This window comes from Nitrospira sp. (assembly GCA_037045225.1).
In the GTDB taxonomy this organism is placed as follows: domain Bacteria; phylum Nitrospirota; class Nitrospiria; order Nitrospirales; family Nitrospiraceae; genus Nitrospira_A.
In genome coordinates this window covers 1,085,413-1,107,216 of sequence record JBAOHZ010000009.1, presented here as the reverse complement: position 1 = coordinate 1,107,216, position 21,804 = coordinate 1,085,413, and the positions used below count along the sequence as shown (strand labels likewise).

Annotated in this window: 13 protein-coding genes; 9 read left to right on the top strand and 4 right to left on the bottom strand. The window is 56.8% G+C overall.

What is annotated here, in order from left to right:
• The first annotated feature begins 1 nt into the window (after position 1).
• From V9G17_05865 to V9G17_05850, 4 genes are all read left to right on the top strand, one after another.
• Entirely contained in the window at positions 2-7,648 is a 7,647-nt protein-coding gene (locus tag V9G17_05865) for a calcium-binding protein (GenBank protein ID MEI2752111.1), read from the top strand.
• Positions 7,649-7,952: 304 nt separating this feature from the next.
• Positions 7,953-8,447 (top strand): hypothetical protein, encoded by a 495-nt coding sequence (locus V9G17_05860; protein ID MEI2752110.1) that lies wholly within the window; start codon positions 7,953-7,955, stop codon positions 8,445-8,447.
• Positions 8,448-8,714: 267 nt separating this feature from the next.
• Positions 8,715-9,572: an SUMF1/EgtB/PvdO family nonheme iron enzyme gene (locus V9G17_05855; GenBank protein MEI2752109.1), complete on the top strand. Its 858-nt coding sequence runs from the start codon at positions 8,715-8,717 to the stop codon at positions 9,570-9,572.
• A 218-nt stretch (positions 9,573-9,790) separates the two neighbouring features.
• Positions 9,791-10,147: a hypothetical protein gene (locus V9G17_05850; GenBank protein MEI2752108.1), complete on the top strand. Its 357-nt coding sequence runs from the start codon at positions 9,791-9,793 to the stop codon at positions 10,145-10,147.
• An 80-nt stretch (positions 10,148-10,227) separates the two neighbouring features.
• Here the strand turns inward: V9G17_05850 and V9G17_05845 are convergent, their stop codons facing one another.
• The 3 genes from V9G17_05845 to bioF all read right to left on the bottom strand — a co-directional run bounded on the left by V9G17_05845 (position 10,228) and on the right by bioF (position 13,840).
• Positions 10,228-11,409, bottom strand: a complete 1,182-nt coding sequence (locus tag V9G17_05845; protein MEI2752107.1) for a PilT/PilU family type 4a pilus ATPase — start codon at positions 11,407-11,409, stop codon at positions 10,228-10,230.
• Positions 11,410-11,448: 39 nt separating this feature from the next.
• Complete coding sequence (locus V9G17_05840; protein ID MEI2752106.1) at positions 11,449-12,510, bottom strand: type IV pilus twitching motility protein PilT; 1,062 nt, start codon at positions 12,508-12,510, stop codon at positions 11,449-11,451.
• A gap of 169 nt (positions 12,511-12,679) precedes the next feature.
• On the bottom strand, positions 12,680-13,840 hold the full coding sequence (gene bioF, locus V9G17_05835) for an 8-amino-7-oxononanoate synthase (GenBank protein MEI2752105.1): 1,161 nt from the start codon (positions 13,838-13,840) through the stop codon (positions 12,680-12,682).
• A 120-nt stretch (positions 13,841-13,960) separates the two neighbouring features.
• Here bioF and V9G17_05830 point away from each other — a divergent pair, with 120 nt between their 5' ends.
• The gene (locus V9G17_05830; protein MEI2752104.1) at positions 13,961-14,794 is read left to right on the top strand and encodes a tetratricopeptide repeat protein; all 834 of its coding nucleotides are present in this window, start codon (positions 13,961-13,963) and stop codon (positions 14,792-14,794) included.
• Positions 14,795-14,830: 36 nt separating this feature from the next.
• On the opposite strand, the gene V9G17_05825 is transcribed toward V9G17_05830, so the two are convergent.
• The gene (locus V9G17_05825; GenBank protein MEI2752103.1) at positions 14,831-16,222 is read right to left on the bottom strand and encodes a transglycosylase SLT domain-containing protein; all 1,392 of its coding nucleotides are present in this window, start codon (positions 16,220-16,222) and stop codon (positions 14,831-14,833) included.
• 305 nt (positions 16,223-16,527) lie between these two features.
• On the opposite strand from V9G17_05825, the gene V9G17_05820 reads away from it, so the two are divergent.
• The 4 genes from V9G17_05820 (at position 16,528) to dnaB (ending at position 21,789) form a co-directional block, all read left to right on the top strand.
• Positions 16,528-17,673 carry an alanine--glyoxylate aminotransferase family protein gene (locus V9G17_05820; GenBank protein MEI2752102.1) on the top strand — a complete coding sequence of 382 codons (1,146 nt, stop codon included), beginning with the start codon at positions 16,528-16,530 and terminating at the stop codon, positions 17,671-17,673.
• A 28-nt stretch (positions 17,674-17,701) separates the two neighbouring features.
• Positions 17,702-19,294, top strand: a complete 1,593-nt coding sequence (gene serA / locus V9G17_05815; GenBank protein ID MEI2752101.1) for a phosphoglycerate dehydrogenase — start codon at positions 17,702-17,704, stop codon at positions 19,292-19,294.
• 99 nt (positions 19,295-19,393) lie between these two features.
• A complete protein-coding gene (gene hisZ, locus V9G17_05810) occupies positions 19,394-20,437 on the top strand; it encodes an ATP phosphoribosyltransferase regulatory subunit (protein ID MEI2752100.1) in 1,044 nt (347 codons plus the stop codon).
• Positions 20,434-21,789: a replicative DNA helicase gene (dnaB, locus tag V9G17_05805; GenBank protein MEI2752099.1), complete on the top strand. Its 1,356-nt coding sequence runs from the start codon at positions 20,434-20,436 to the stop codon at positions 21,787-21,789. The genes hisZ and dnaB overlap by 4 nt, the downstream gene beginning before the upstream one ends.
• Positions 21,790-21,804: the final 15 nt, after the last annotated feature.

The following is a 21,804-nucleotide window of genomic DNA, read 5'->3' as shown; positions in this document are numbered from 1 at the left end:
GATGTCCGATCCCATTGGTGTGTATTTTCAAAACGCCCAACTATCGATGGCTGCCTATGCAGACTTAACTTTATCCATGAACACCAGCCCTAATATATTTAAACAGCAATTAAAGGATCATGGATTTACGAGCTCCCTGGCGGATCAATTTATCGCCACATACACCATCGCTGCTGACACCTTTACCGATCCTTCGACAGGGTTGTCGGTGACCCTATTTCAGAAGAATGGGACTACCGAGAAAGTCTTGGCGATTCGCGGAACAAATACAAATGAGATCAGCGATCTCATCACGGATGGTCTGCTAGCGGCCGGAGAAGCTGCGACGTTAAGTCCTCAGTATATAGCGCTCCAGCAGTACTACTCGCAGCTAATTGAACAGGGGATACTCCGCTCCAATGAAACTCTTACCGTCACAGGCCATTCGCTTGGCGGATTCTTAGCCCAAGCCTTTACGGTTGATTATGCTACCAATGTTCACCACACCTACACATACAACGCGCCAGGCATAGGTGGTGTGGCCATTGAGGTGCTGGAACGGTTGGGCGTTGCAGCAAGCGCAGTCACTTCCGGCCTCATCACCAACATCATCAGCAAGAACGGACTATCAGTCGCTGCTGGGCTAGGCACACAAATTGGTACGCCGGTGAACATCTTTATCGAGGCGACAGGTTTCAACACTTCTTTTCATGACCATCAAATAGTCACCGCTACTGATGCCCTTGTATTTTACGATCTCGCTGCGACCATTGATCCGACGATCGAGCTTGCCACAGTTACCAAATTTCTTGAGGCCTCGTCATCAACAGCTGGCCGTCGTTTAGAGGCGAGTCTTGATGCCCTCCGTGTCCTGTTTACGGGAGATCGGACGCCGACTCCTTCAGGGCCATCTGGATTAGGTGATCCCAACCGTGAGGCCTATTATTCCAACCTCATCGATCTCCGCAACGACCTCGTCGCCATCAATATTTATCAAATCAACAGTCTGGTTGGTGCGCCGAGCAGTACCGTGTTTAGTCAGGCGAAGAGCCTGACCCTCGATGGACTGTCCTACCGCTACGCCTTACGCGAACTCAATCCATTCGTCGTGACTGGCATCGACTATGAGACCCTCCACAATCAGGACCATTCGCTCGACCTCTACGATGCCAATACTGGTGCGGGTGTGTGGACTCAGCTGGCACTTAGCGACCGAGCGGAATTATTGGCCGAGAAATTGCGGTTCAATCAGGCGGATGGGGTTCCTGCCAGTCAGATATTGTTTATCGATGAGGCGAGCTTCTTCAATAACCAACGTGGGGCTGCGGCGTCCGAAGCGGTAATCTTCGGGGATGCTGAGGGTCGAGAATATCTCGGGAGGAGAGGAAGCGACCATATATATGGTGGGGCTGGAGAAGACACGATTCGTGGGGCTGGAGGTCAAGACTATCTTGAGGGTGGTGGGGACAACGACAGGCTATTCGGCGAAGCTGATAATGATATTTTACTAGGGCAACAAGGCAGCGATTTTCTCGACGGAGGTCGTGGCGCGGATCGTATGAGTGGCGGCACCGGAGACGATATCTATATTGTCGATAACCCAGGCGACAGAGTCGTCGAGTTTGAGGCGGGGGGAACTGACGAGGTGCAGGCTTTGGTGGATTTTACGCTGAGTGCCAATGTGGAACGGTTGATTCTTACAGGATCCGACAACATCGCTGGCATCGGTAATGAGCTCGACAACACGATAATAGGTAATAGTGCTAACAATAGACTGGCAGGACGGAGAGGCGACGACATCCTCGAAGGCGGGGTTGGATTTGATACGTATATCTATCAGTCAGGCGATGGAACAGACCGGATCGAAGATAGTGATGCGAAAGGGGAAATTATTTTTGATGACCGCTTGTTGCAAGGAGGCATTCGTCGCGTTGGTGATGGCGCCAATACCTACACCAGCCTTGATGGCCGAACCACCTATGTGATGGCCAATACCGACCTCATTGTGAACGGCGTCCTCATCGTGAACGAGAACTTTCAAAGCGGGCAGATGGGGATTCAGCTGCGAGATGTTTCCCATCTTCCGTCTGATGCAGGCGCTCCAGTGGGGCCCTTTGGTGATGTGCTGGTGGGAGATGGTGGGGATGAGATTCTCGTTGCTACCAACCCGTATTCGTACGCCATGTATGGCAACGAAGGAAACGACGTTCTGCTCTCCCAGGTGCCGTCATTTCATGATTCATTCTCTGATCTTCGTGATGGTGGGGCTGGTGACGACATCTTATTCGGTGCCGGAGGGAATGATTATCTTGTCGGAGGCAGCGGGAATGACTATGCCGACCTATCCGATGGAGATCTTTTTTTCGGGGGCGATGATAATGACATTGCTGTGACGGATACGGAGATCGCGAATTACGTATGGACCCGTATCGGCGACGGGGCACATTACATCGACGGCGGCGCCGGTCAGGACGTGTTATTGGGAGCGCTGGGTGTTGACGTGCTGCTTGGTGGCGCGGGCGATGATGTTCTCAGGGGAGAAAATCGGCCGGAGGGTTGGATCGCAAAAATATATGACGGAAATCTGACGTGGAACAATTTTCCCATGCATGCGTTCGTATCGACTGTGGGAGCGGACGACTATCTGGACGGCGGTGCAGGAAACGATTTCATAGTCGGCGATGGCGGCGATGATGTACTGATCGGTGGAGAAGGGGACGATACTCTCCACGGCGAATCGGACTTTGCACAGACTCTTCCTGGAAACGATTGGCTTGAGGGCGGCGCCGGCCATGACCGGCTGTTCGGTGGAGCGGGAGCCGATTTGCTTTCCGGTGGGGATGGCGACGATCTCCTAATCGGTGATTTTTCAGACGATCCTGGATCAGCCGATATTCTCGATGGCGGTGCCGGAACTGACGAGCTCCAGGGTGGAGGGGGCGACGATATTCTCTATGGCGGCATTGGTATAGATCGGCTCGGTGGATTCGGGGGGGATGACTTTCTCGATGGCGGAGCCGACAACGACGAACTTCAAGGGGGTGTTGGCGCAGACTCTCTTTGGGGCGGGACCGGTGACGATAGTCTCTATGGCCAGGAAGATGATGACAGTCTTTTCGGGGACGAAGGCGATGATCTCCTGGTCGGTGCGGAGGGCCGCGATACGCTCTTTGGAGGACGAGGTCACGATGGCTTGTTTGGTCAGGATGGTGATGACCTCCTCGCTGGAGAGGAAGGCGACGATCTTGTCGTCGGTGGACTCGGCAATGACCAGCTTGAGGGCGGAGACGGGATCGATGACGTGCAGGGCCGAGAGGGTGATGATGTGGTGATTGGCGGCGCTGGGAACGACTTTCTGTATGGTGATGGCAATGACCCTACTGTCCTGAATCTCCTTGGGGGTAATGACACGCTGACTGGCGACGAAGGTGATGACCAATTGTGGGGCGGCGCGGGGCAGGATCAATTGTTCGGTGGCGACGGCGCTGATCAGTTAGTCGGTGATGTGGGAGATGATGCCTTGTTCGGGGATGCCGGTGATGATTCCCTCTTTGGAGACTCGCCGCTCTTTGTGAATCAGGCGGGAAACGACATACTCGACGGCGGTGACGGCAATGATGTACTTCAGGGCGTGGGCGGAGATGATGATCTCCATGGCGGTGCCGGGAATGATCTCCTGATCGGTGGGGACGGACTTGATACCTATCGCTTTAATCTGGGGGATGGCGTCGACTCAATCCAGGATGATGCGAGGCAGAGTAACCGATTGGTTTTTGGCGCCGGTATTACAGCGGCATCCCTTAGTCTGGACGTCGCAGCTGGGGATTCGCTTGTGGTGCGCGTGGGCAACAGTGGCGATGCTGTTCAGATCGTCGGTTTCGGGCTCGATTCACCGGCGGAGTTTTACACCATCGGCCGGTTCGAGTTTGCGGATGGCACTGTATTGACGGATGCCCAACTACTCGCGCGAGGATTTCACCTGTCCGCGCCGCTGAATGGGGGAACATTACTCGGCACTCCCTTTGCCGACCATATGCAAGGCAGTCAGGCCGCTGATTGGTTTCACGGGGGCGATGGAAACGACGTCTTGATCGGCGGCGAGGGAGCTGATGTGTTGGAGGGGGAGGCCGGTGACGATCTGGTGGATGGTGGCGCCGGGAATGATCGTTTGTATGGGGGCGGTGGCGTGAATGTGTTGTATGGCGGCGCCGGGGACGACCTGTTAGAGTCGAGTGACGCCGGCGATCAGCTATTCGGCGGGACTGGCGATGATATCTATCGCCTCCTCTCCGAGCTTCCCACCGTGTCAGAGGATGCGAATTCAGGTATCGACACCATCCAGCTGGCGCTAACTGCTTCGCTCGCCTTTCACGCTCCTGACCATGTTGAGAACGTTCAGATCCTAGACGATTTTTATTTAGACCCGACGCAGCGAGTGGATGTGGTAGGGAATGTTCTAGACAATCAACTGTCTGGCCCCAACCTGCTCGATGGGCGGGAGGGAAACGACGTTCTTGTCGGGGTAGGTGACAATACATTTGTGTTTGGCCGTGGGTATGGGCAAGACATCGTACGTATGGGCATGCAGATGTATGCCCATACGGGTCTCGACCAAGTGCAGTTCCTGGCGGGTGTCGCACCCGCTGATCTCGTGCTTGAGAATCATGCTAACGATCTGGTCGTAAAGATCAATGGAGCCACCGATCAATTGACTGTCGGGTCCTACTTTGTATCGCCGGACAACAAAGTTGACCACTTTGTCTTCGCCGATGGAACGGTTTGGAGTCTGAGTGATATCGAGGGACGCGTACGGGCGTTCGTCGGCAGCGAGGGTGACGACACGTTCTACGGAACCTTGGGGGATGACACCATTCGAGGGTTAGGCGGCAACGATCAAATTCGAGCTTCACTAGGTAACGATCGTCTCGATGGAGGTACAGGAAACGATTTTCTGGAGGGGTATGTCGGTGATGACATCTATGTGTTCGGCCGGGGATACGGGCAAGATGTTATTGATGAGCAAGGCGATGCCACAGATGTAGATACGCTTCAACTTGCGGAGGGAGTTAGCCCGGGCGATATCATGTTACAGGCGACGCCTGATTTCGGCAGCGACGTGATTCTTAGGATCAACAATACTTCGGATGAACTAACTCTCGGCGGATTTTTCTTGTTCGACTCGCTTCGTGTGGATCGGATCCAATTCGCTGATGGGACTACCTGGGATTACAACGCGATGCTGGCTCGCGTCGAAGGTGTAAATCTGGTGGGTACGGAAGGCAATGACTATCTCTTCGGGAATGTCACGAACGATACTCTGTCGGGATTGGGAGGGGATGACAGTCTTGACGGTGGAGCCGGTAATGACACGCTTCTTGGGGGCGTTGGGGCTGACCAGCTGGATGGCGGTACAGGAAATGACACGTTGGACGGAGGGACTGGTGTCGACGGCATGGTCGGTGGATATGGAAACGACCTCTACCTGGTCGATGATATCGGGGATGGAGTGACGGAACTGGTAGGCCAAGGAACGGATACTGTTCGGAGCAGTGTCACCTATACGCTGGGCGCGAACGTTGAGAATCTGATTCTTAGCGGCAGTGCGGTTATTAATGGCACTGGAAATTCCCTCAATAATATCTTGACCGGCAATGGCGCGGCCAACGTCCTCACGGGCGGTACTGGGAACGACACTTACGTCGTCGGGGTAGGGGACACGGTTGTGGAAGCGGTGAGTGCCGGAACTGATACCATCAAGACCGACATGGGTTGGACCTTGGGCGCCAACGTGGAGAATCTGGTATTGACGGGAACCGCAGCTGTGGACGGGACGGGGAACACTCTCGCCAATAGCCTGACGGGGAACAGCGCTTCAAACACGCTCAATGGAGGGGCGGGGGCAGATACGCTGATCGGAGGTCAAGGCAACGACACGTATGTAGTGGACAACATCAGTGACAAGATTACTGAATTGGCCAATGAAGGTACCGACACGGTTCAGAGCACGGTGACCTATACGCTGGCTGCCAATGTGGAGAATCTCACGCTGGCCGGGACCTCGGCGATCAACGGAACAGGGAATGGGTTGAGCAATATTCTGATTGGGAATAGTGCTGCGAACCGACTGACAGGTGGTGCCGGGAACGACACCTATATAGCTGGGGCGGGCGACACCGTTGTCGAAGCCCTGAATGCCGGGATTGATACCGTCCAGAGTTCTGTGACCCATACGCTTGCGGTAAATGTCGAAAACCTGACGCTTACAGGGATAGCGGCCATCAATGGAACGGGCAATAGCTTGAACAACGTCCTGACTGGCAACAGCGGCGCGAATGTGCTCACTGGCGGGACTGGCGCCGATACGATGGCCGGTGGGGCGGGGAATGACACCTATGTCGTGGACGATGCTGGAGACGTGGTGACAGAAACTGCAGGCGGGGGAACTGACCTGGTGCAGAGTTCTATCACATATGTCCTGGGAAGCGAGGTTGAAAACCTCACGTTGACGGGCACCTTGGCGATCAGCGGCACCGGGAATGCACTGAATAACAGTCTCACCGGCAATACCGGCAACAACATTCTGGATGGAGGCGCGGGTGCCGATGCGCTGGCCGGAGGGACTGGCAACGATATCTATGTGGTGGATAACCTCGGGGACACGGTGACCGAAGCTGCGAGCGCCGGTACGGACAGGGTACAGAGTGCCGTCACCTTCACGCTTGGAGCCAACATCGAGAATCTAACGCTCACGGGCACGGCAGCGATCAATGGGACCGGTAATACGCTGAACAATATTCTCGTCGGCAATAGTGGCGCGAACGTGCTGAGTGGGGGGACGGGAGCCGACGCGATGTCCGGCGGGGCCGGCGACGACACCTACATTGTGGATAATGCCGGGGATACGGTGACGGAGAATGCGAATGCAGGCCTCGATACGGTGCAAAGTTCCCTCACGTATATTCTCGGTGCCAATCTCGAGAGTCTGACACTCACCGGCACTGGCGCTATCAATGGGACGGGCAATACACTGGACAACGTTTTGATCGGCAACAGTGGCGCAAACGTCTTGACTGGTGGGGCGGGTAACGATACCTACGTCGTCGGGACGGGCGATTCGGTGGTTGAAAACGCCAGCGCGGGGACGGACACCGTCCAGAGTTCGATCATGTGGACGTTGGGCGCCAATCTCGAAAATCTGACGTTGACGGGCAGCGCGGTGATCAACGGGACCGGCAATGCCATGGATAATACTCTGGCAGGCAACACTGCGGGCAATGTCTTGACCGGCTTAGGGGGCAACGACACCTACTTGTATAGTCGAGGCGGCGGCCAGGACACAGTGATCGACAACGCGGGCACAGCAGACAGCGTGCTCTTCGGAGCCACAATCAATCCACTGGATCTGGTGCTCAGCCGACAGGCCAATGACCTGCGACTTGCGATCCACGGCAGCACGGACCAGGTGACGATTCAGAGCTGGTACGGAGGTGCGACGAATCAGACAGAAATGATTCAGGCGGGTAATGGACAAACGTTGCTGAATACGCAAGTCGATCAATTGATTCAGGCCATGGCGACCTTCACTCAACAGACAGGGCTGACGTGGGACCAGGCCATCGATCAGCGACCGCAGGAGGTCCAGACCGTCCTCGCTGCCAACTGGCACTAGGCTGCAGAGCCGTCGCCCCGCCTAACTGGCGGGGTGATGTTCTTCCTGACCACGTCACTTGCTCCTTCTTCTCGGCAAGGCCGGAGCATAATCCTCTCTATCTCCTCACTTTCCACACGCTCTAGTCAGGAAAAACGCTCAATGGGCGGGGTGCTGCGCGGGTTTGCGCTCCCCAGTACCGAAGAGGTACAGCCTCCGTGGGATGGCCGGGACTGGTTTGGGTGGTACAGTCACAACATCACCGCAAGGCAAACAATCTGAGTCCATACCGCGCGCCATTCTGACCGCGCTTGTGAGGAGGTCAATGATGTCACAACGAACGGTTCTGTTTCTCTTCCTGTCGATGGTATTGGCCAGTGCCATCCAAGGCTGTACCACCATGAAGGCCGGCTCTTCCACCACCTTGCCCAGCAGTGCGTTCTTCTCCGTCGAAGGCATTGAGTTGAAGTCACTTCAAGCGATTGCTCACACGCAAGATGCCCGCATCAAGAGTTGCCACAAAGGGTCGGCCTGTGAGGAGGCTTACTACATGCGTGGGTTGGTGGCCCTTTTTGAGAATCGTGCCGATGCCATTACGGTGTTTCAGGAATTACGCACGACCATGCCGAATAGCCGTTATGAGGTTGCGACGACGGGGTGGTTGAATCTGTTGCAGGATAAGGCTCCGGACTCACCACATCACCAAGCATTGATGGTTCAGTTAAAGGAGGAAGTGCTCCATAACCTAATGGATCGATCGGACCTTGCTGTGGTTCGGAGTGTGAAAGAGCAGGATCGTCGGGTTGCAGAGCTGAAATGATCAACTGTGACTAGCGTCTGACTTCGCCTCTTGTCCGGCGGGCATGGTTCGCATGCCTGCCGGTACTGTTTCTGCACCCATCTCCCCCCATCATTCCTTGGCGTATTTCCTGATTAAAAATAGGCAGCGATTGCTTCCACCAGCCGGAAAGCGCTCCGGGCCCGTGTGCCTCCTTGGCGTGCAGTTGAGTTTGGCCAGAGGGGCGGCTACACTTTGCGAGGAGTCGCGCCGGGTTACCGGTAGGTGTTTTTCTGGTGGGAGGTGCGTATGCGTCTGCTCGATATCACCGTTGTGTTGTCCGCCATCCTGGTGTTTGGAATTGGCTCGATTCGAGCGGCCGAGCCGCAGGCGGGAGCGAATGGTCTGGCAGGAGGGGCGCAGTCGATCACAGGAAAAGATGGTGCGCCGATGATGTTGATTCCGGCCGGGGCGTTCACGATGGGGAGTAATGACGGGTTACCGGCAGAGCGTCCTGAACATACGGTGACCCTCGATGCGTATATCATCGATCGATATGAAGTGTCGCTGCAGCTCTATCGAAAGTTTCTCCTGGAGGCGAAACGTGATGCGCCTCCAACCTGGGACGATGAAGCGGCAGAAACGGTCGGCGATCGTCCGGCGGTCGGGATGGGCTGGGGTGATGCGGTGGCCTACTGTACTTGGGCGGGGAAACGGCTCCCGACGGAGGCCGAATGGGAAAAAGCGGCGCGCGGGACCGATGGGCGGCGCTACCCATGGGGACACATGCAGCCCTTTGTTGATATTGCGAACTACAATCGCGGGATATGGGTGAGCGAAGCCGTTACGTTGGTCGGTGTGGCCGGTGGCGTGGAGGGGATGAGTGTCCGCCATGGATTGAAAGAGGGCGGCCGCAGTCCGTACGGCCTTCATCACATGGCGGGGAACGCCGCTGAATGGGTGGCCGACTGGTATGATCGTGACTACTATTCGAAAAGTCCTGATAAAACGCCCGCAGGCCCGTCCAGTGGCGAGAAACGGGTGATTCGTGGTGGGTCGTGGTCCGATCTGCCGATGACGTTACGTGTCTCCGCGCGTGTGTCGGCTGAGCCGGATTTTCAAGATCGAACGGTTGGATTTCGCTGTGCGATGGCGGTTGCGCCATAGTGCCACAGGTGAGTCCTAGAGGGATGCGTCTGTAAGGTTCCCATCGCTTGTCTATGCGTGATTCGGGTGCCACGTCCTCGTCTTTGCCGTCGAACCGAAGGCACAAGGCGTTAGCCGCGTTGGCTGCTGCGTGTGTGTGCTTGGTTGCCCTGGCGGGGGTTCGGAATCTCTCGTCTTCTCCAGGTTCTTCCCCATCTGCTCAGAGTATAGATCCGAACATGGTGCCGTTGGTGACGGGAGATGAACCGATTCAGGAGATCTTTGTCCGTGCTGGTTGCCCGGTCTGTCATCAGATCCCAGGCATTGCCGGTGCGAAGGGGCAGGTTGGTCCACCACTGTGGCTGGGGAAGACCGGGGCGAGTCGCCTGTCCGATCCGCAGTATAAGGGGCAGGCGCAGACGGTTCGGGAGTACGTTGTGGAGTCCGTGGTATCCCCGGAGACCTATGTCGTGCCAGGGTTTCCGGCGAATACTATGCCGACGTGGTACGGACGGAAGTTAAGTGCGGGTGCCTTGGCGAAGATCGCGTCGTATCTTGAGCAGGCTGCAGACGAGTCGCCAGCCGGGCTTCCCTAGACGGAAATGCCGATCAAGTGTGTGGCGCCGTGGTGCGTCGGAGCCCCGGCAGACCTCAGGCATCGCGCGCCTTCGTTTCCTCAGCGTTTCTTGTTGCCGCCCTGGCCCATTTGTCCTTGAATCTGGAATCCTTTTTCATTCCGGTCGTTCTTGTCCAGGAGCGCAGCCACTGCGTCGTCGCCTTTCAACCCCGCCAGTTTAATTTTTAGGCGCAGGTTGTTGGCGCTGTCGGCGTTGATCAACGCTTGTTCGATGCTGATTCTTCCAGCTTTATAGAGTTGCAACAGCACGTGGTCGAATGTCTGGCAGCCCTCGTCGATGCCCTGTTCCATCGCCTCTTTCAACGTATCGATCTCCGAACGTTTGATGAGGTCCTTGATGCGCGGTGTATCCAGCATGATTTCGAGCGCAGGTACGCGGCGGCCGTCGAGGGAGGGGATTAAGCGCTGAGAGATGATGGCCCGGAGGTTCAGCGAGAGCTGCAGATAGATCTGCGCGTGCCGTTCTACCGGGAAGAAGTTCATGATGCGTTCGATGGATTGGTTGGCGTTGTTCGAGTGCAAGGTGCCGAGGCACAGGTGACCGGTTTCGGCGAAGGTGATGGCCGCTTCCATGGTTTCCGTGTCACGAATTTCTCCGATGAGAATGACATCCGGGGCCTGGCGCAAGGTATTCTTGAGTGCGTTGCCGAAGGAATGCGTGTCAAAGCCGACCTCGCGTTGGGTGACAATCGATTTCTTGTGGTGGTGGACGAACTCGATCGGGTCTTCCACGCTGATAATGTGCCCGGCGTGTACGGTATTCCGGTGGTCGATCATTGCGGCCAGGGATGTTGATTTGCCTGAGCCGGTGGCACCGACGACCAGGACCAGCCCGCGCTTGGTCATGGCGATGTCCTTGACGATGGGCGGCAGGTCCAGTTGCTCAACGGTCATGATTTCCGCTTTGATGTGACGAAACACCAGTCCGACATTGCCCTTTTGCCGGAAGATGTTCACGCGGAAACGGCCGAGTTCCTTGTAATAAAGGGCGAGGTTCATCTCCATCTTCTCTTCGAACTCACCGCGTTGCTGTCCACGCATGAGGGCCAACGCCAGCGTTTCGAGCTGCTCGTTCGTGAATGGGGGAGCATCGGTCCGATGGGTCGAGCCATGGATGCGATAGATGGGGGGTGCATCGACGGTGAGATACAGGTCTGACGATTCCTGTTTGACCATCACTTCGAGAAGGGTGCGAACATCCATGAAATGCCTCTCTGTAATCCTGAGTGAAGCCCGAGACGACTGCGCGGACGGTGCTGCTTACGCGGCACCTCCTGCTGCGGCGCTAAAGAGATTGGCATTCATGCTGCGCGACTGTGCCTCGGCTTTTGTCACCATGCCACGTGTGGCGAGGTCGAACAGGGCCATATCCATGGTCTGCATGCCGTCTTTTTGGCTGGCCTGCATGATGCCGGGTATTTGATGGAGTTTGCCTTCGCGGATGAGGTTCCGCACCGCCGTGGTGCCGACCATGATCTCCACCGCGGCAATCCGTCCGCCGCTCTTTTTCTTGAGGAGCGTCTGGGTCAGGACTGCCTCCAGCGTTTCTGAGAGCTGCGCGCGGACCTGAGCCTGTTGATTCGGAGGGAAGGCGTCGATGATCCGGTCGATGGTCTTCGGTGCGCTGGACGTGTGCAGGGTTGCAAAGACCAAGTGCCCGGTTTCGGCCGCGGTCAGAGCCAGCTGAATCGTATCTAGGTCGCGCATTTCGCCGACGAGAATGATATCCGGGTCTTCGCGAAGCGCGGCGCGGAGGGCATTCGCGAACGACAGTGTGTGCACGCCCAGTTCTCGCTGGTTGACCAGGCATTTTTTGGATTTGTGCACAAACTCCACCGGATCTTCGATGGTGAGGATGTGGCCTTCAAAGGTGTTGTTGAGATAGTCGATCATGCCTGCAAGCGTGGTGGATTTTCCGGAGCCGGTCGGACCGGTCACCAGGATCAGGCCTTTCTCTCGGTCGCACAGTTGTCGAAGGATCGGCGGCATGCCGAGTTTTTCCAGGGGAAGGATCTCTGTCGGAATGGTCCGGAAGACGGCCCCCAATCCACGTCCTTGCACAAAGACGTTGACGCGGAATCGGGCAATGTCACCCAGGTCGAATGAGAAGTCACATTCCCGGTGTTCTTCGAAATTTTTCCGTTGCGCGTCGCTCATCATGTCATAGATGAGCGCGTGGGTTTCATCCTGAGTCAGTGGGGGATGGTCGAGTTTCTTGAGATCGCCATGCAGGCGGATCATCGGTGGTTCACCGGCGCTGATGTGGCAGTCCGAGGCGCCCTGTTGGACGCCAAAGGTCAACAATTTGGAGATATCAATCATCAGATCACTCCATGCAGTGAGAAAATGTATGGATGAACGAGCGTCGCTATGAGTGGATGATCATGGCTCGTCAGGTTGATTCGATCATGCCATAGGGGTGTAAGAAAGCAAGAAAATACCCAGAAGAGACGAGGCTGCCGGATGCGTATCTGCGGAGAGAAGTTGGTGCTTACATCATGTTGAGTGAGCGACCCACCTCGGTCAGTGCTGCAAGCGCGTGGTCGATATGCTCATCGGTGTGGTCGGCGGTGATCGTAAGACGAATCCGACTCGTGGACGCCGGCACCGTCGGTGGACGAATTGCGGGGGCGTAGACTCCCAGAGTGAGCAATGTGCGGGCAAAGTGCATCGCGCGATCGGGATTGCCGACGATGATTGGGAGGATGGGGCTCTCCGATGAGGCGAGCCGGAAGCCGAGGTCACTGAGTCCTTGTGCGAGGCGGTCGCGATTCCGCCATAATCGGGCGCGCCGTTCGGGCTCCTGCCTGATGATGCGGAGTGCCGCTGTGGCGGCTGCCGCGGAACCCGGCGTGGGGGCAGTCGTATAGGTGAAGGCGCGGCAGGTATTTACGAGATACGCAATGAGCTCGGTTGATCCGGTCAGGTACCCTCCGGCGCTTCCGATGGCTTTACTTAAGGTGCCCATGTGATAGGGCACGCGCGATTCGACATGGCAATGTTCAAGGGTGCCTCGTCCTGTTTCTCCGAGGATGCCAGTGCCGTGTGCATCGTCGACATAGACGGCTGCGCCAAATCGTTCCGCCAACAGGGCCATATCTCTCAAGGGTGCGATGTCTCCGTCCATACTGAAGATACCGTCGGTCACGATGAGAGTGGGGTTGCTGGAAGTCCTACGGGCGAGCAATTGTTCCAAATGATTCATGTCCCGATGGTGGTAGATGCGAAATGTGGCCCCGCTCAAGCGGCAGCCATCGATCAGGCTTGCATGGCAGAGGCGATCGGCCAGGATGAGTCCGTCTTTTCCGATCAATGCCGGAATGGCGCTGATATTGACCAGATATCCGGCTGCGAAGGTGAGTGCGGCTTCCGTGCCTTTAAACCGGGCGAGTGCTGTTTCGAGTTCCTCATGGGGTGTCAGGCTGCCGCAGACGAGACGTGATGCCCCGGATCCCGCTCCGTAGTGACGCGTTGCTTCGACGGCCGCTTCGACGACAGCCGGGTGCGTGGCGAGCCCCAGGTAATTATTGGAGGAAAGCAGGATGACGGTCTGTCCGTCGAGCGTAACTGTCGGTCCCGTGGCCGAGGCGATGGTGCGGAGTCGGCGCAGCAGATGCTGGTCCTGTAATTGTTGAAGATGCTCCTTGAACATGGCGTCCTGTGCCGTGAGAGCCTCGAATATTTGACAAGGCTGACTGCTCCCTAGTATAAGGCGCGAGGCCTTCGGAAACGACCGCTTCTTTTACCGTGTCTATGGACTGATCGAGAGAGCATGAGTTATCGAATTAAGGTTCCCGCAAAGGTCGATCCACTCGATGAAGCTCACCTGTTGACCGGAGTGGAGCGGTTTCTGCTCACCTTGCAGGAACAGCGGCGGGCGGTTCTGGTTGGACTGGGAGTCTTGCTCGTTGCTGCGGCGGTGGTCGCTGGCGTCGTGTGGTACGACTACCAGGCGACGCTAAAGGCTCGCGAACTCGATCAGGAAGCGACGCTCCACTATCTGAACCGGCCAGCTGACGATCCGAAAAAATCGCACGAACAGCTTTCGCAAGCCATCAATCTCTACAAGCAGGTTGTAGATCAATACCCACGGAGCCCCGTTGCTCCGCTGGCCCTATTTCATTTAGGGAATGCGCAGGTGCTGGCGAATGAGGTTGACGCGGGGATTGAAACCTACAAACGATTCATGTTGCTTCATGGCTCCAATATCTCGCTCTTGGGGCTTGTTCAGCAGCGGCTGGCCTACGCCTATTTGGCGAAGGGCGATCGTGATCAGGCGGTGAAGGCGTTTACCGGCATTCTCGAGATCCCCGGCGCCCTGAATAAAGACCACGTACTCTTTGAATTGGCAAAATTGGAAGAATCGCAGTCTCGTCCTGAGGGCGCCCTGGCGCACTATCAGGACCTGATGAAGAATTACCCCAACTCGCCCTTCACCAGTGAAGCGGCTGTCAGAGTGAAAGTGTTGGAAGTGAAGAAGTCTCCGGAGAGTCCGGCGGCCACTGCGACACCTGCTCCGTCCGTCACCGCGCCGGCCCCCCAACCCGAAGCGCCAGCCAAGTCCTCGAGCAAGTCCCCCGCATCGTCCTCCAAGAAAAAGCCCTAACGCGTTCCTCGGGGTAATCCGCTGGAGGTGGTCGCACTAGTTGGCGATGACCAGGCGGCTTCCTGCCTTGATGGTCTGGCTCGTCAGATTATTGTTCGATTTGAGTGTCTTCACGGAGATATTGAATCGCTTGGCAATTTTCTCGAGGGAGTCGCCCACGCGCACGCGATACCAATGACCGGAGTCAGGCGTGCCTTTCACCTGTCGGACCTTCACTGGCAGTGGCAGGGGCGCAAATTTGTGTGTCGGAGCGCGATCCAGCAATTGTTCGACCTTCTCTCTGGTACCGACTGGAACTTTCAGATGATATTCAGGATCGTCCGGCGGTGTGGCATCGCGCCGTAATTCCGGGTTTAGGATCTTGAGTTCCTGGTACGAAATTCCTGTGACATTGGCAATCGCTTTGAAGTGGATGGGACGCTTCACCACGACTTCTTCAAACTGATGAGGGCGGACGTCGTTTTGCGGAAAACCATAACGATCCGGGTTCTTAGCGATGATGGTCGCGGCCATGAATCGGGGGACGTATTCTTTCGTTTCTCGCCGGATCAGTCGTGTTTTCGCAATATCTGAAAAACTTTCTGCTTGCGCCGTATGGAGCGCTCGCATCACTTTGCCTTCTCCGGCGTTGTAGGCCGCCATGGCGAGGGGCCAAGTCCCAAAGAGGTCATAGAGATCCCGCAGGTAACGCGCTGCTGCGACGGTCGATTTGACCGGGTCTCGTCGTTCGTCTACATAGCTGTCCACGCGCAGCCCATAGACTTTGGCGGTCCCCTTCATGAATTGCCACGGACCGGCTGCCCGGGCGCGTGAATAGGCGTGGGGATTGAATCCGCTTTCCACGAGAGAGAGATAGATGAGATCGCTCGGGAGCTCGAATTCGGAGAAGATGCTATCAACGAGCGGGCGATAGTGGCTGAGGCGGATGAGCCACTGCTCAAATCGATTACGGATCGAGACATTAAAGAAACGAATATGGCCTTGAACGGCGGGGTCGAGCACAATCGGCACGTTGTAGGCCGTGGCCTCTTCCGATTCTGGCCCCTGTACCGCGGCAGCTTCTTGGATCACCTCTGCCGGTGGGGTCAGGAGATCAGTAAATCGAACGGTTTCGCCAGTGAGGGGCTTGAGCTGAAGGAGCGCCTCGGCCGGCGGGACTTCCGTTGACGGATCGCTGGCAATGGGGGCTGGAGGTTCAGTCGCGTCGAGTTCTGCGGAGGTACGGTCTTCTTCTTCGTCCAACGAGTATTCCGGTTCCTGGACCGGGGAGGGGGCGCCTTCAGGGTTCGCTTCTGCGGTCGCAGGTGCGTCAACTGGAGGTAGAGTTGGTGACTCCGCTCCTGCCAAGGCCAGCCACGACAGAGAGACTAGGCAGAAAGAAAGCAGCGGCAGCGCACGGACACCAGTGCCCAGGAAACGTGCATGCATAAGTGTACCTACTAGACTGTTCAGGGAATGTGAGACAACCGACTCTCGAAGGGTAGCCTATCGATGAGGTCACAACTTGTCAAGAAATTGAGGGAGTTGAGTTATTGGCAAGAGGGTGGTTCGAAATGATGTCGCAAAAGTCGCGCTTCATTCCTGCGAAGAATCTTGTGTGACGGAGTGAAGTGGCTGAAAAGATGAGTATCTTCACGGTTCCTTACCTTGACACCTCAGGGGGGCTATGGTAGCGTACGCCCCTTCTAAATCCCTGACATTGTTCGTTCTGCACAGTTGAGGAGGATCGCCCCATGCTCAAACGGTATCTGCTAGCTCCCGGCCCCACCCCCGTTCCTCCGGAGGTGTTACTGGCGATGGCCAGACCGATGATTCATCACCGGGCGCCTGAATTCGATAAAATCTTCGCCGAGGTTCGTGAGGATCTGAAGTGGTTGTTTCAAACCAGGAATGATGTCTTGATTCTCGCGGCGTCCGGCACCGGAGGCATGGAGGGATCGGTTTCGAATTTCTTGTCACCAGGAGATAAGGCGCTCACAATCAACGGCGGCAAATTCGGTGAGCGATGGACGAAGCTGTGTAAGGCATTCGGCGCGCAAGTGACTGAGTTGAAAGTTGAATGGGGGCGCGCAGTCGATCCCCAGGCTGTCGCCGATGCGTTGAAGAAGGATCCGTCGATCAAGGCCGTGTATGTCCAGGCAAGCGAAACCTCCACGGCAGTCGCCCACGACGTCAAAGCGCTCGCCGATATCGTGAAGGGGTACGAAGAAACTATTTTGGTGGTGGATGCCATCACGGCGTTGGGCGTACTCGACCTCAAGACCGACGCTTGGGGGCTCGATGTGGTCATTACCGGCTCGCAGAAGGCCTTGATGTTGCCGCCGGGGCTCGCCTTTGCCAGCGTGAGTGAGAAGGCGTGGCGATTGGCTGACAAGGCGAAGAATGCCGCCTTCTATTTCAATTTTAAGCGCGAACGCGAAAACCAGCAGAAGAGCACGACCGCCTATACGCCGGCCGTGTCCCTCATTCTGGGGCTGAAAGAAGTGATGAACATTCTGAAGGCCGAGGGGTTGGAGGCCGTCTTCGCCCGTCATGCGATGTTGGCGACGGCGATGCGGGAAGGTGTGAAGGCCGCTGGGCTTTCGATCTTCCCTCAAGAGCGTCCGAGCGATGCGCTAACCGCTATTTCGGCGCCGGAAGGCGTGGACGGCCAGGCGATCTACAAGAATTTACGAACCCAGTACGGGATGACGGCGGCAGGCGGCCAAGACCACCTGAAGGGTAAAATCTTCCGTATTTCGCACATGGGCTATATCGATAGTTTTGACGTCATCACGGCCCTGGCGGCGGTGGAGATGGTCATCAAGGGGCTGGGCTATCCCATAAAACTCGGTAGCGGGGTGGCGAAGGCTCAGGAAATTATTATGGGCAAGTCCTAGACTCACCGTCAGGTAAGGCGTCACGACAATGAAAATTTTGGTCAGCGATAGTCTCTCGAAGCAGGGTGTTGAGGTATTGGAGAAGGCCGGCTTTACGGTGGTGGTGAAAACCAAACTGCCGAAAGAGGAGCTGCTGAAGGAAATCAAGGATGCGGACGGACTGATCGTCCGCTCCGGGACGAAAGTCACCGCCGAAGTCATCGCGGCAGCCAGTCAGCTGAAGGTCGTCGGACGAGCCGGTTCCGGCTTGGACAATGTCGATACCCCCGCTGCCACCCGTCGTGGCATCGTGGTCATGAATACGCCGGGCGGCAACACCGTGACGACGGCCGAGCATACGATGGCCATGATTTTTTCAATGTCGCGTCGCATCCCGCAAGCCACCGCCTCGACGAAGGCAGGGAAGTGGGAAAAAGAAAAGTTCATGGGCGTGGAGTTGTATAACAAGGTGCTTGGCATCGTTGGTGTCGGTCAAATCGGCGGGTATCTGACCAAGCTTGCCCAGGGAGTCGGGATGCAGGTGATGGCCTATGATCCCTATCTCGCGCCGGAACGCGCGGAAAAAATGGGCGTGACCATCGTCGAGTTGGACGAGCTGTTCCGCCGAGCCGATGTCATTTCCGTGCACACGCCGCTGACCCCTGAAACCAAAGCGCTGATCAATGCCCAAGCCATCGCCAAGATGAAAACCGGCGTGATGATTGCCAACTGTGCGCGTGGCGGGATCGTCCACGAAGGGGATTTGTGCGAGGCGCTCAAGTCGAAGAAGGTTGCCGCAGCGGCATTCGATGTGTTCGAGGATGAGCCGGTGAAGCCGGACAATCCGCTGTTGGCGTTGGATAATTTTATCTGCTCGCCGCACATCGGCGCCTCCACCACGGAAGCGCAGGAAAATGTGGCCATCGGTATTGCTGAGCAGATCGTGGAGTATTTTACCAAAGGGATCGCGCGTGGTGCGGTCAACATTCCCTCGGTCTCGCCGGAGTTGTTGCCGAAACTTCAGCCCTATCTGTCGCTTGGGGAGCGTGTCGGTCTGTTGCAAGCGCAACTATTGGAAGGTGGCCTGGAACGGTTGACCGTCGAGTACAGCGGAGAAGTCGCGGGCTTGAATGTGGCACCGTTGACGATTGCGGTGCTGAAGGGCCTCCTGACCCCCATCCTCGAAGATCCGGTCAACTATGTGAACGCGCCGGTCGTCGCCAAGGAACGTGGCATTGAAGTCAAAGAAGTGAAAATCAGCGATGCCGGAGACTTTACCAGTGTGATCCGTGTGCGGGTGGAGGCCGGGAAGAAGTCTCATCAAGTTGCCGGGACCCTCTACCACCGCAAAGATCCGCGTATCATTGAGATCGATCAATTCAAGGTGGAAGTGGTGCCCGACAACCATCTTCTGCTGATCCAGAACGAGGATCGTCCTGGGGTGATCGGCACGTTGGGGCATATCCTTGGCGATCACAACATCAATATTGCGCGGATGCAATGTTCACGGGAGGAGCGCGGCGGCAAAGCGTTGCAGATTTTCGGGCTTGACGCGCCGCTTCCTAAGCCGGTCCTCGATCAGATTACGAACAGCAAGCATATCCTTTCCGTGAAGGTCGCAGACCTGTCGAAAGGGTTGTAGATTGCCCGGCAGTCGACCATGGGCGCTCTTTCGTTGAAGGCCACTTCTGCTTCCTCGCCTCTGATGGCAGGTCGGGAACGGTCACTCATTCCGGTTGGAATGAGTACCATCCTTCCTGACGCCGCTCGACGTATCCGACATCTCGAGCAGACGCTGCTCGCCGTGCTTGCGCGGGGGGGCTACGAAGAAATCATCCTGCCGATGTTCGAGTACCTAGACGTCCTTGCGCCTGGTCTAGAATCGGAGCTCCTCGAAAAGTGTTATCAACTGGTCGATCGGACCACGGGTCGATTGATGCTGCTCCGTCCCGATGCGACGGCTCAGATTGCCAGAACCGTAGCCATGGGCATGATGGGCGAGCGGCTTCCGCTGCGGCTCTGCTATCGCACATCCGTGTTTCGGTATGAACGCGAGCATGCCGGTCGTGACCGTGAAATTTTTCAAGTCGGAGCCGAGCTTATCGGTGTGGACGGGGTTGCCGGCGATGCTGAGGTGCTGACGCTCCTGTTGGAATGTTTGGCGCGAGTAGGACTGTCTGCGTTTAAGGTTGCGGTCGGCCATGTCGGATTTTTTACGGCCTTACTGGCCAAATCCGGCTTATCGCAGGAGGGCCAAAAACGTGTGGAGCATGCGGCTGCACGGAAAGACATGCCGTTGCTCGAAGAATTGTTGACGCGGGACGGTGTATCTCGGTCGGCGGGGCGTGTCATCCTCGAAGCGCTGGAATTGTGCGGCGGCCCAGAAGTCCTTGCGCGGGGACGAAAGTTGGTGGGCCGTGATCGGACGCTCCTGAGACCGCTCGAGCGCCTCGCGCAGGTGTATGAGCGCTTGGTGTCGCCCGGGCAGCAGTCCGTATTGATCGATCTGGGCGAGTTCCGCGGGTTTGAATATTATGATGGGATTGTTTTTGACGTCTTTGCCCCGGGTATCGGTGCGGAGTTGGGAGGCGGGGGCCGATACGACCATCTGATGGGCCGGTTCGGGCGCACCGCGGCCTCCACCGGGTTTGGCCTTGACGTTGATCGCCTGTTTCGAGCCCTCGACGCGTCCGGCGCCTCCACGCTGTCTCATGCATCCTCCTCTGAAGTTCCCCGCTCCAAACGCGTGGCGGCGGAGTCGCGACGGCGCAGGAGCCGGGCATGAAGTCGCTCTCCTCGGTTGATCTCACTGCCCCCAAATTGCCGCCGCAAAATGTCGAAGCCGAACAATCGGTGTTGGGCGCAATTTTGCTCGACAATACGGCGATGGCGAAGGTCATGGAGGTCCTGACGGATGAAGAATTCTACCGGACCGCGCATCGCAAGATTTACCAGGCCATGTTGGAGTTGTCCGATCGCGGCGAAGTCATCGATCAGATTACCCTCACGGAATGTTTGAAGGGGCGCTCCGAACTCGAAGCGGTCGGGGGATCCGCCTATCTAGCCGAATTGGTACAAGTGGTGCCGACAGCGGCGAATATCCGCTATCACAGCAAGATCGTGCGCGATAAGGCGTTGCTGCGAGGGCTCATTCAAACTTCGACGGAGGTGGTGACCCGCGGCTATGACGGAACAGTGGCGGTCGATGAATTGTTGGATTTCGCCGAACGTTCCGTGTTCAGTCTTGCCCAGGGAAAGCTGGATCGTTCCTTCACGCCGGTCAATCAGATCATCAAAGAGAGTCTCGATGTCGTCGACAAGCTGTCTAAGCGGAAGGAACGTGTCACGGGCGTGCCGACGGGTTATATCGATCTGGATGACCTTACGGCCGGATTGCAGCCGTCGGACTTGATTGTCATTGCCGGCCGTCCGAGCATGGGCAAGACCAGTCTGGCCCTGGGGATGGCGCAGCATGCTGCGCTGCATGCCAAGACCGTCGTCGGTATTTTCAGCCTCGAAATGTCGAAACCGCAGCTCGTGCTCCGCATGCTGAGTTCCGAGGCCCGTGTCGATTCGCACGCACTCCGGACCGGCCGGCTGCAAAAGGAAGATTGGTGGCGGTTGGCGGAGGCGGCCGGCAAGCTGGAGCAGGCGCCGATCTTTATCGATGATTCCGGTGCGGTGACGGTGCAGCAGATGCGTGGAAAGGCCAGACGGCTCAAGGCCGAGCGTGGGCTCGATCTGTTGATTGTCGACTACCTGCAGCTCATGCAGGGGAAGAGTGATTCCGAGTCACGACAGCAGGAAATTTCGGATATCTCGCGTTCCTTAAAAAGTCTGGCCAAGGAGCTGAACGTCCCGGTCATTGCCCTGTCTCAGTTGAGCCGTGCGGTGGAAGCCAGAAAGCCGCCGGTTCCCATGCTGGCCGACCTGCGTGAGAGCGGTGCCATCGAGCAGGACGCCGATGTGGTGATGTTTATCTATCGTGAAGAGGTGTACGAGCCGGGCACCGAGCGAAAAGGTATCGCCGATATTTTGGTCAGCAAGCATCGCAACGGGCCGATCGGGAAGCGGGAACTATTCTTCCACGACCGGTTCGCCAAGTTCGAGAATCTTGAGACGCGTGAGGTCGTTTGACGCGTTCTTTCTCGG

Excerpts from the sequence above, each read along its gene's own strand:
- serA (MEI2752101.1), top strand. The coding sequence starts at position 17,702 with ATGAAAATTTTGGTCAGCGATAGTCTCTCGAAGCAGGGTGTTGAGGTA.
- V9G17_05850 (MEI2752108.1), top strand. The coding sequence starts at position 9,791 with ATGGTGCCGTTGGTGACGGGAGATGAACCGATTCAGGAGATCTTTGTC.
- dnaB (MEI2752099.1), top strand. The coding sequence starts at position 20,434 with ATGAAGTCGCTCTCCTCGGTTGATCTCACTGCCCCCAAATTGCCGCCG.
- V9G17_05820 (MEI2752102.1), top strand. The coding sequence starts at position 16,528 with ATGCTCAAACGGTATCTGCTAGCTCCCGGCCCCACCCCCGTTCCTCCG.
- V9G17_05840 (MEI2752106.1), bottom strand. The coding sequence starts at position 12,510 with ATGATTGATATCTCCAAATTGTTGACCTTTGGCGTCCAACAGGGCGCC.
- hisZ (MEI2752100.1), top strand. The coding sequence starts at position 19,394 with ATGAGTACCATCCTTCCTGACGCCGCTCGACGTATCCGACATCTCGAG.
- V9G17_05860 (MEI2752110.1), top strand. The coding sequence starts at position 7,953 with ATGATGTCACAACGAACGGTTCTGTTTCTCTTCCTGTCGATGGTATTG.
- V9G17_05865 (MEI2752111.1), top strand. The coding sequence starts at position 2 with ATGTCCGATCCCATTGGTGTGTATTTTCAAAACGCCCAACTATCGATG.
- V9G17_05855 (MEI2752109.1), top strand. The coding sequence starts at position 8,715 with ATGCGTCTGCTCGATATCACCGTTGTGTTGTCCGCCATCCTGGTGTTT.
- bioF (MEI2752105.1), bottom strand. The coding sequence starts at position 13,840 with ATGTTCAAGGAGCATCTTCAACAATTACAGGACCAGCATCTGCTGCGC.
- V9G17_05830 (MEI2752104.1), top strand. The coding sequence starts at position 13,961 with ATGAGTTATCGAATTAAGGTTCCCGCAAAGGTCGATCCACTCGATGAA.
- V9G17_05825 (MEI2752103.1), bottom strand. The coding sequence starts at position 16,222 with ATGCATGCACGTTTCCTGGGCACTGGTGTCCGTGCGCTGCCGCTGCTT.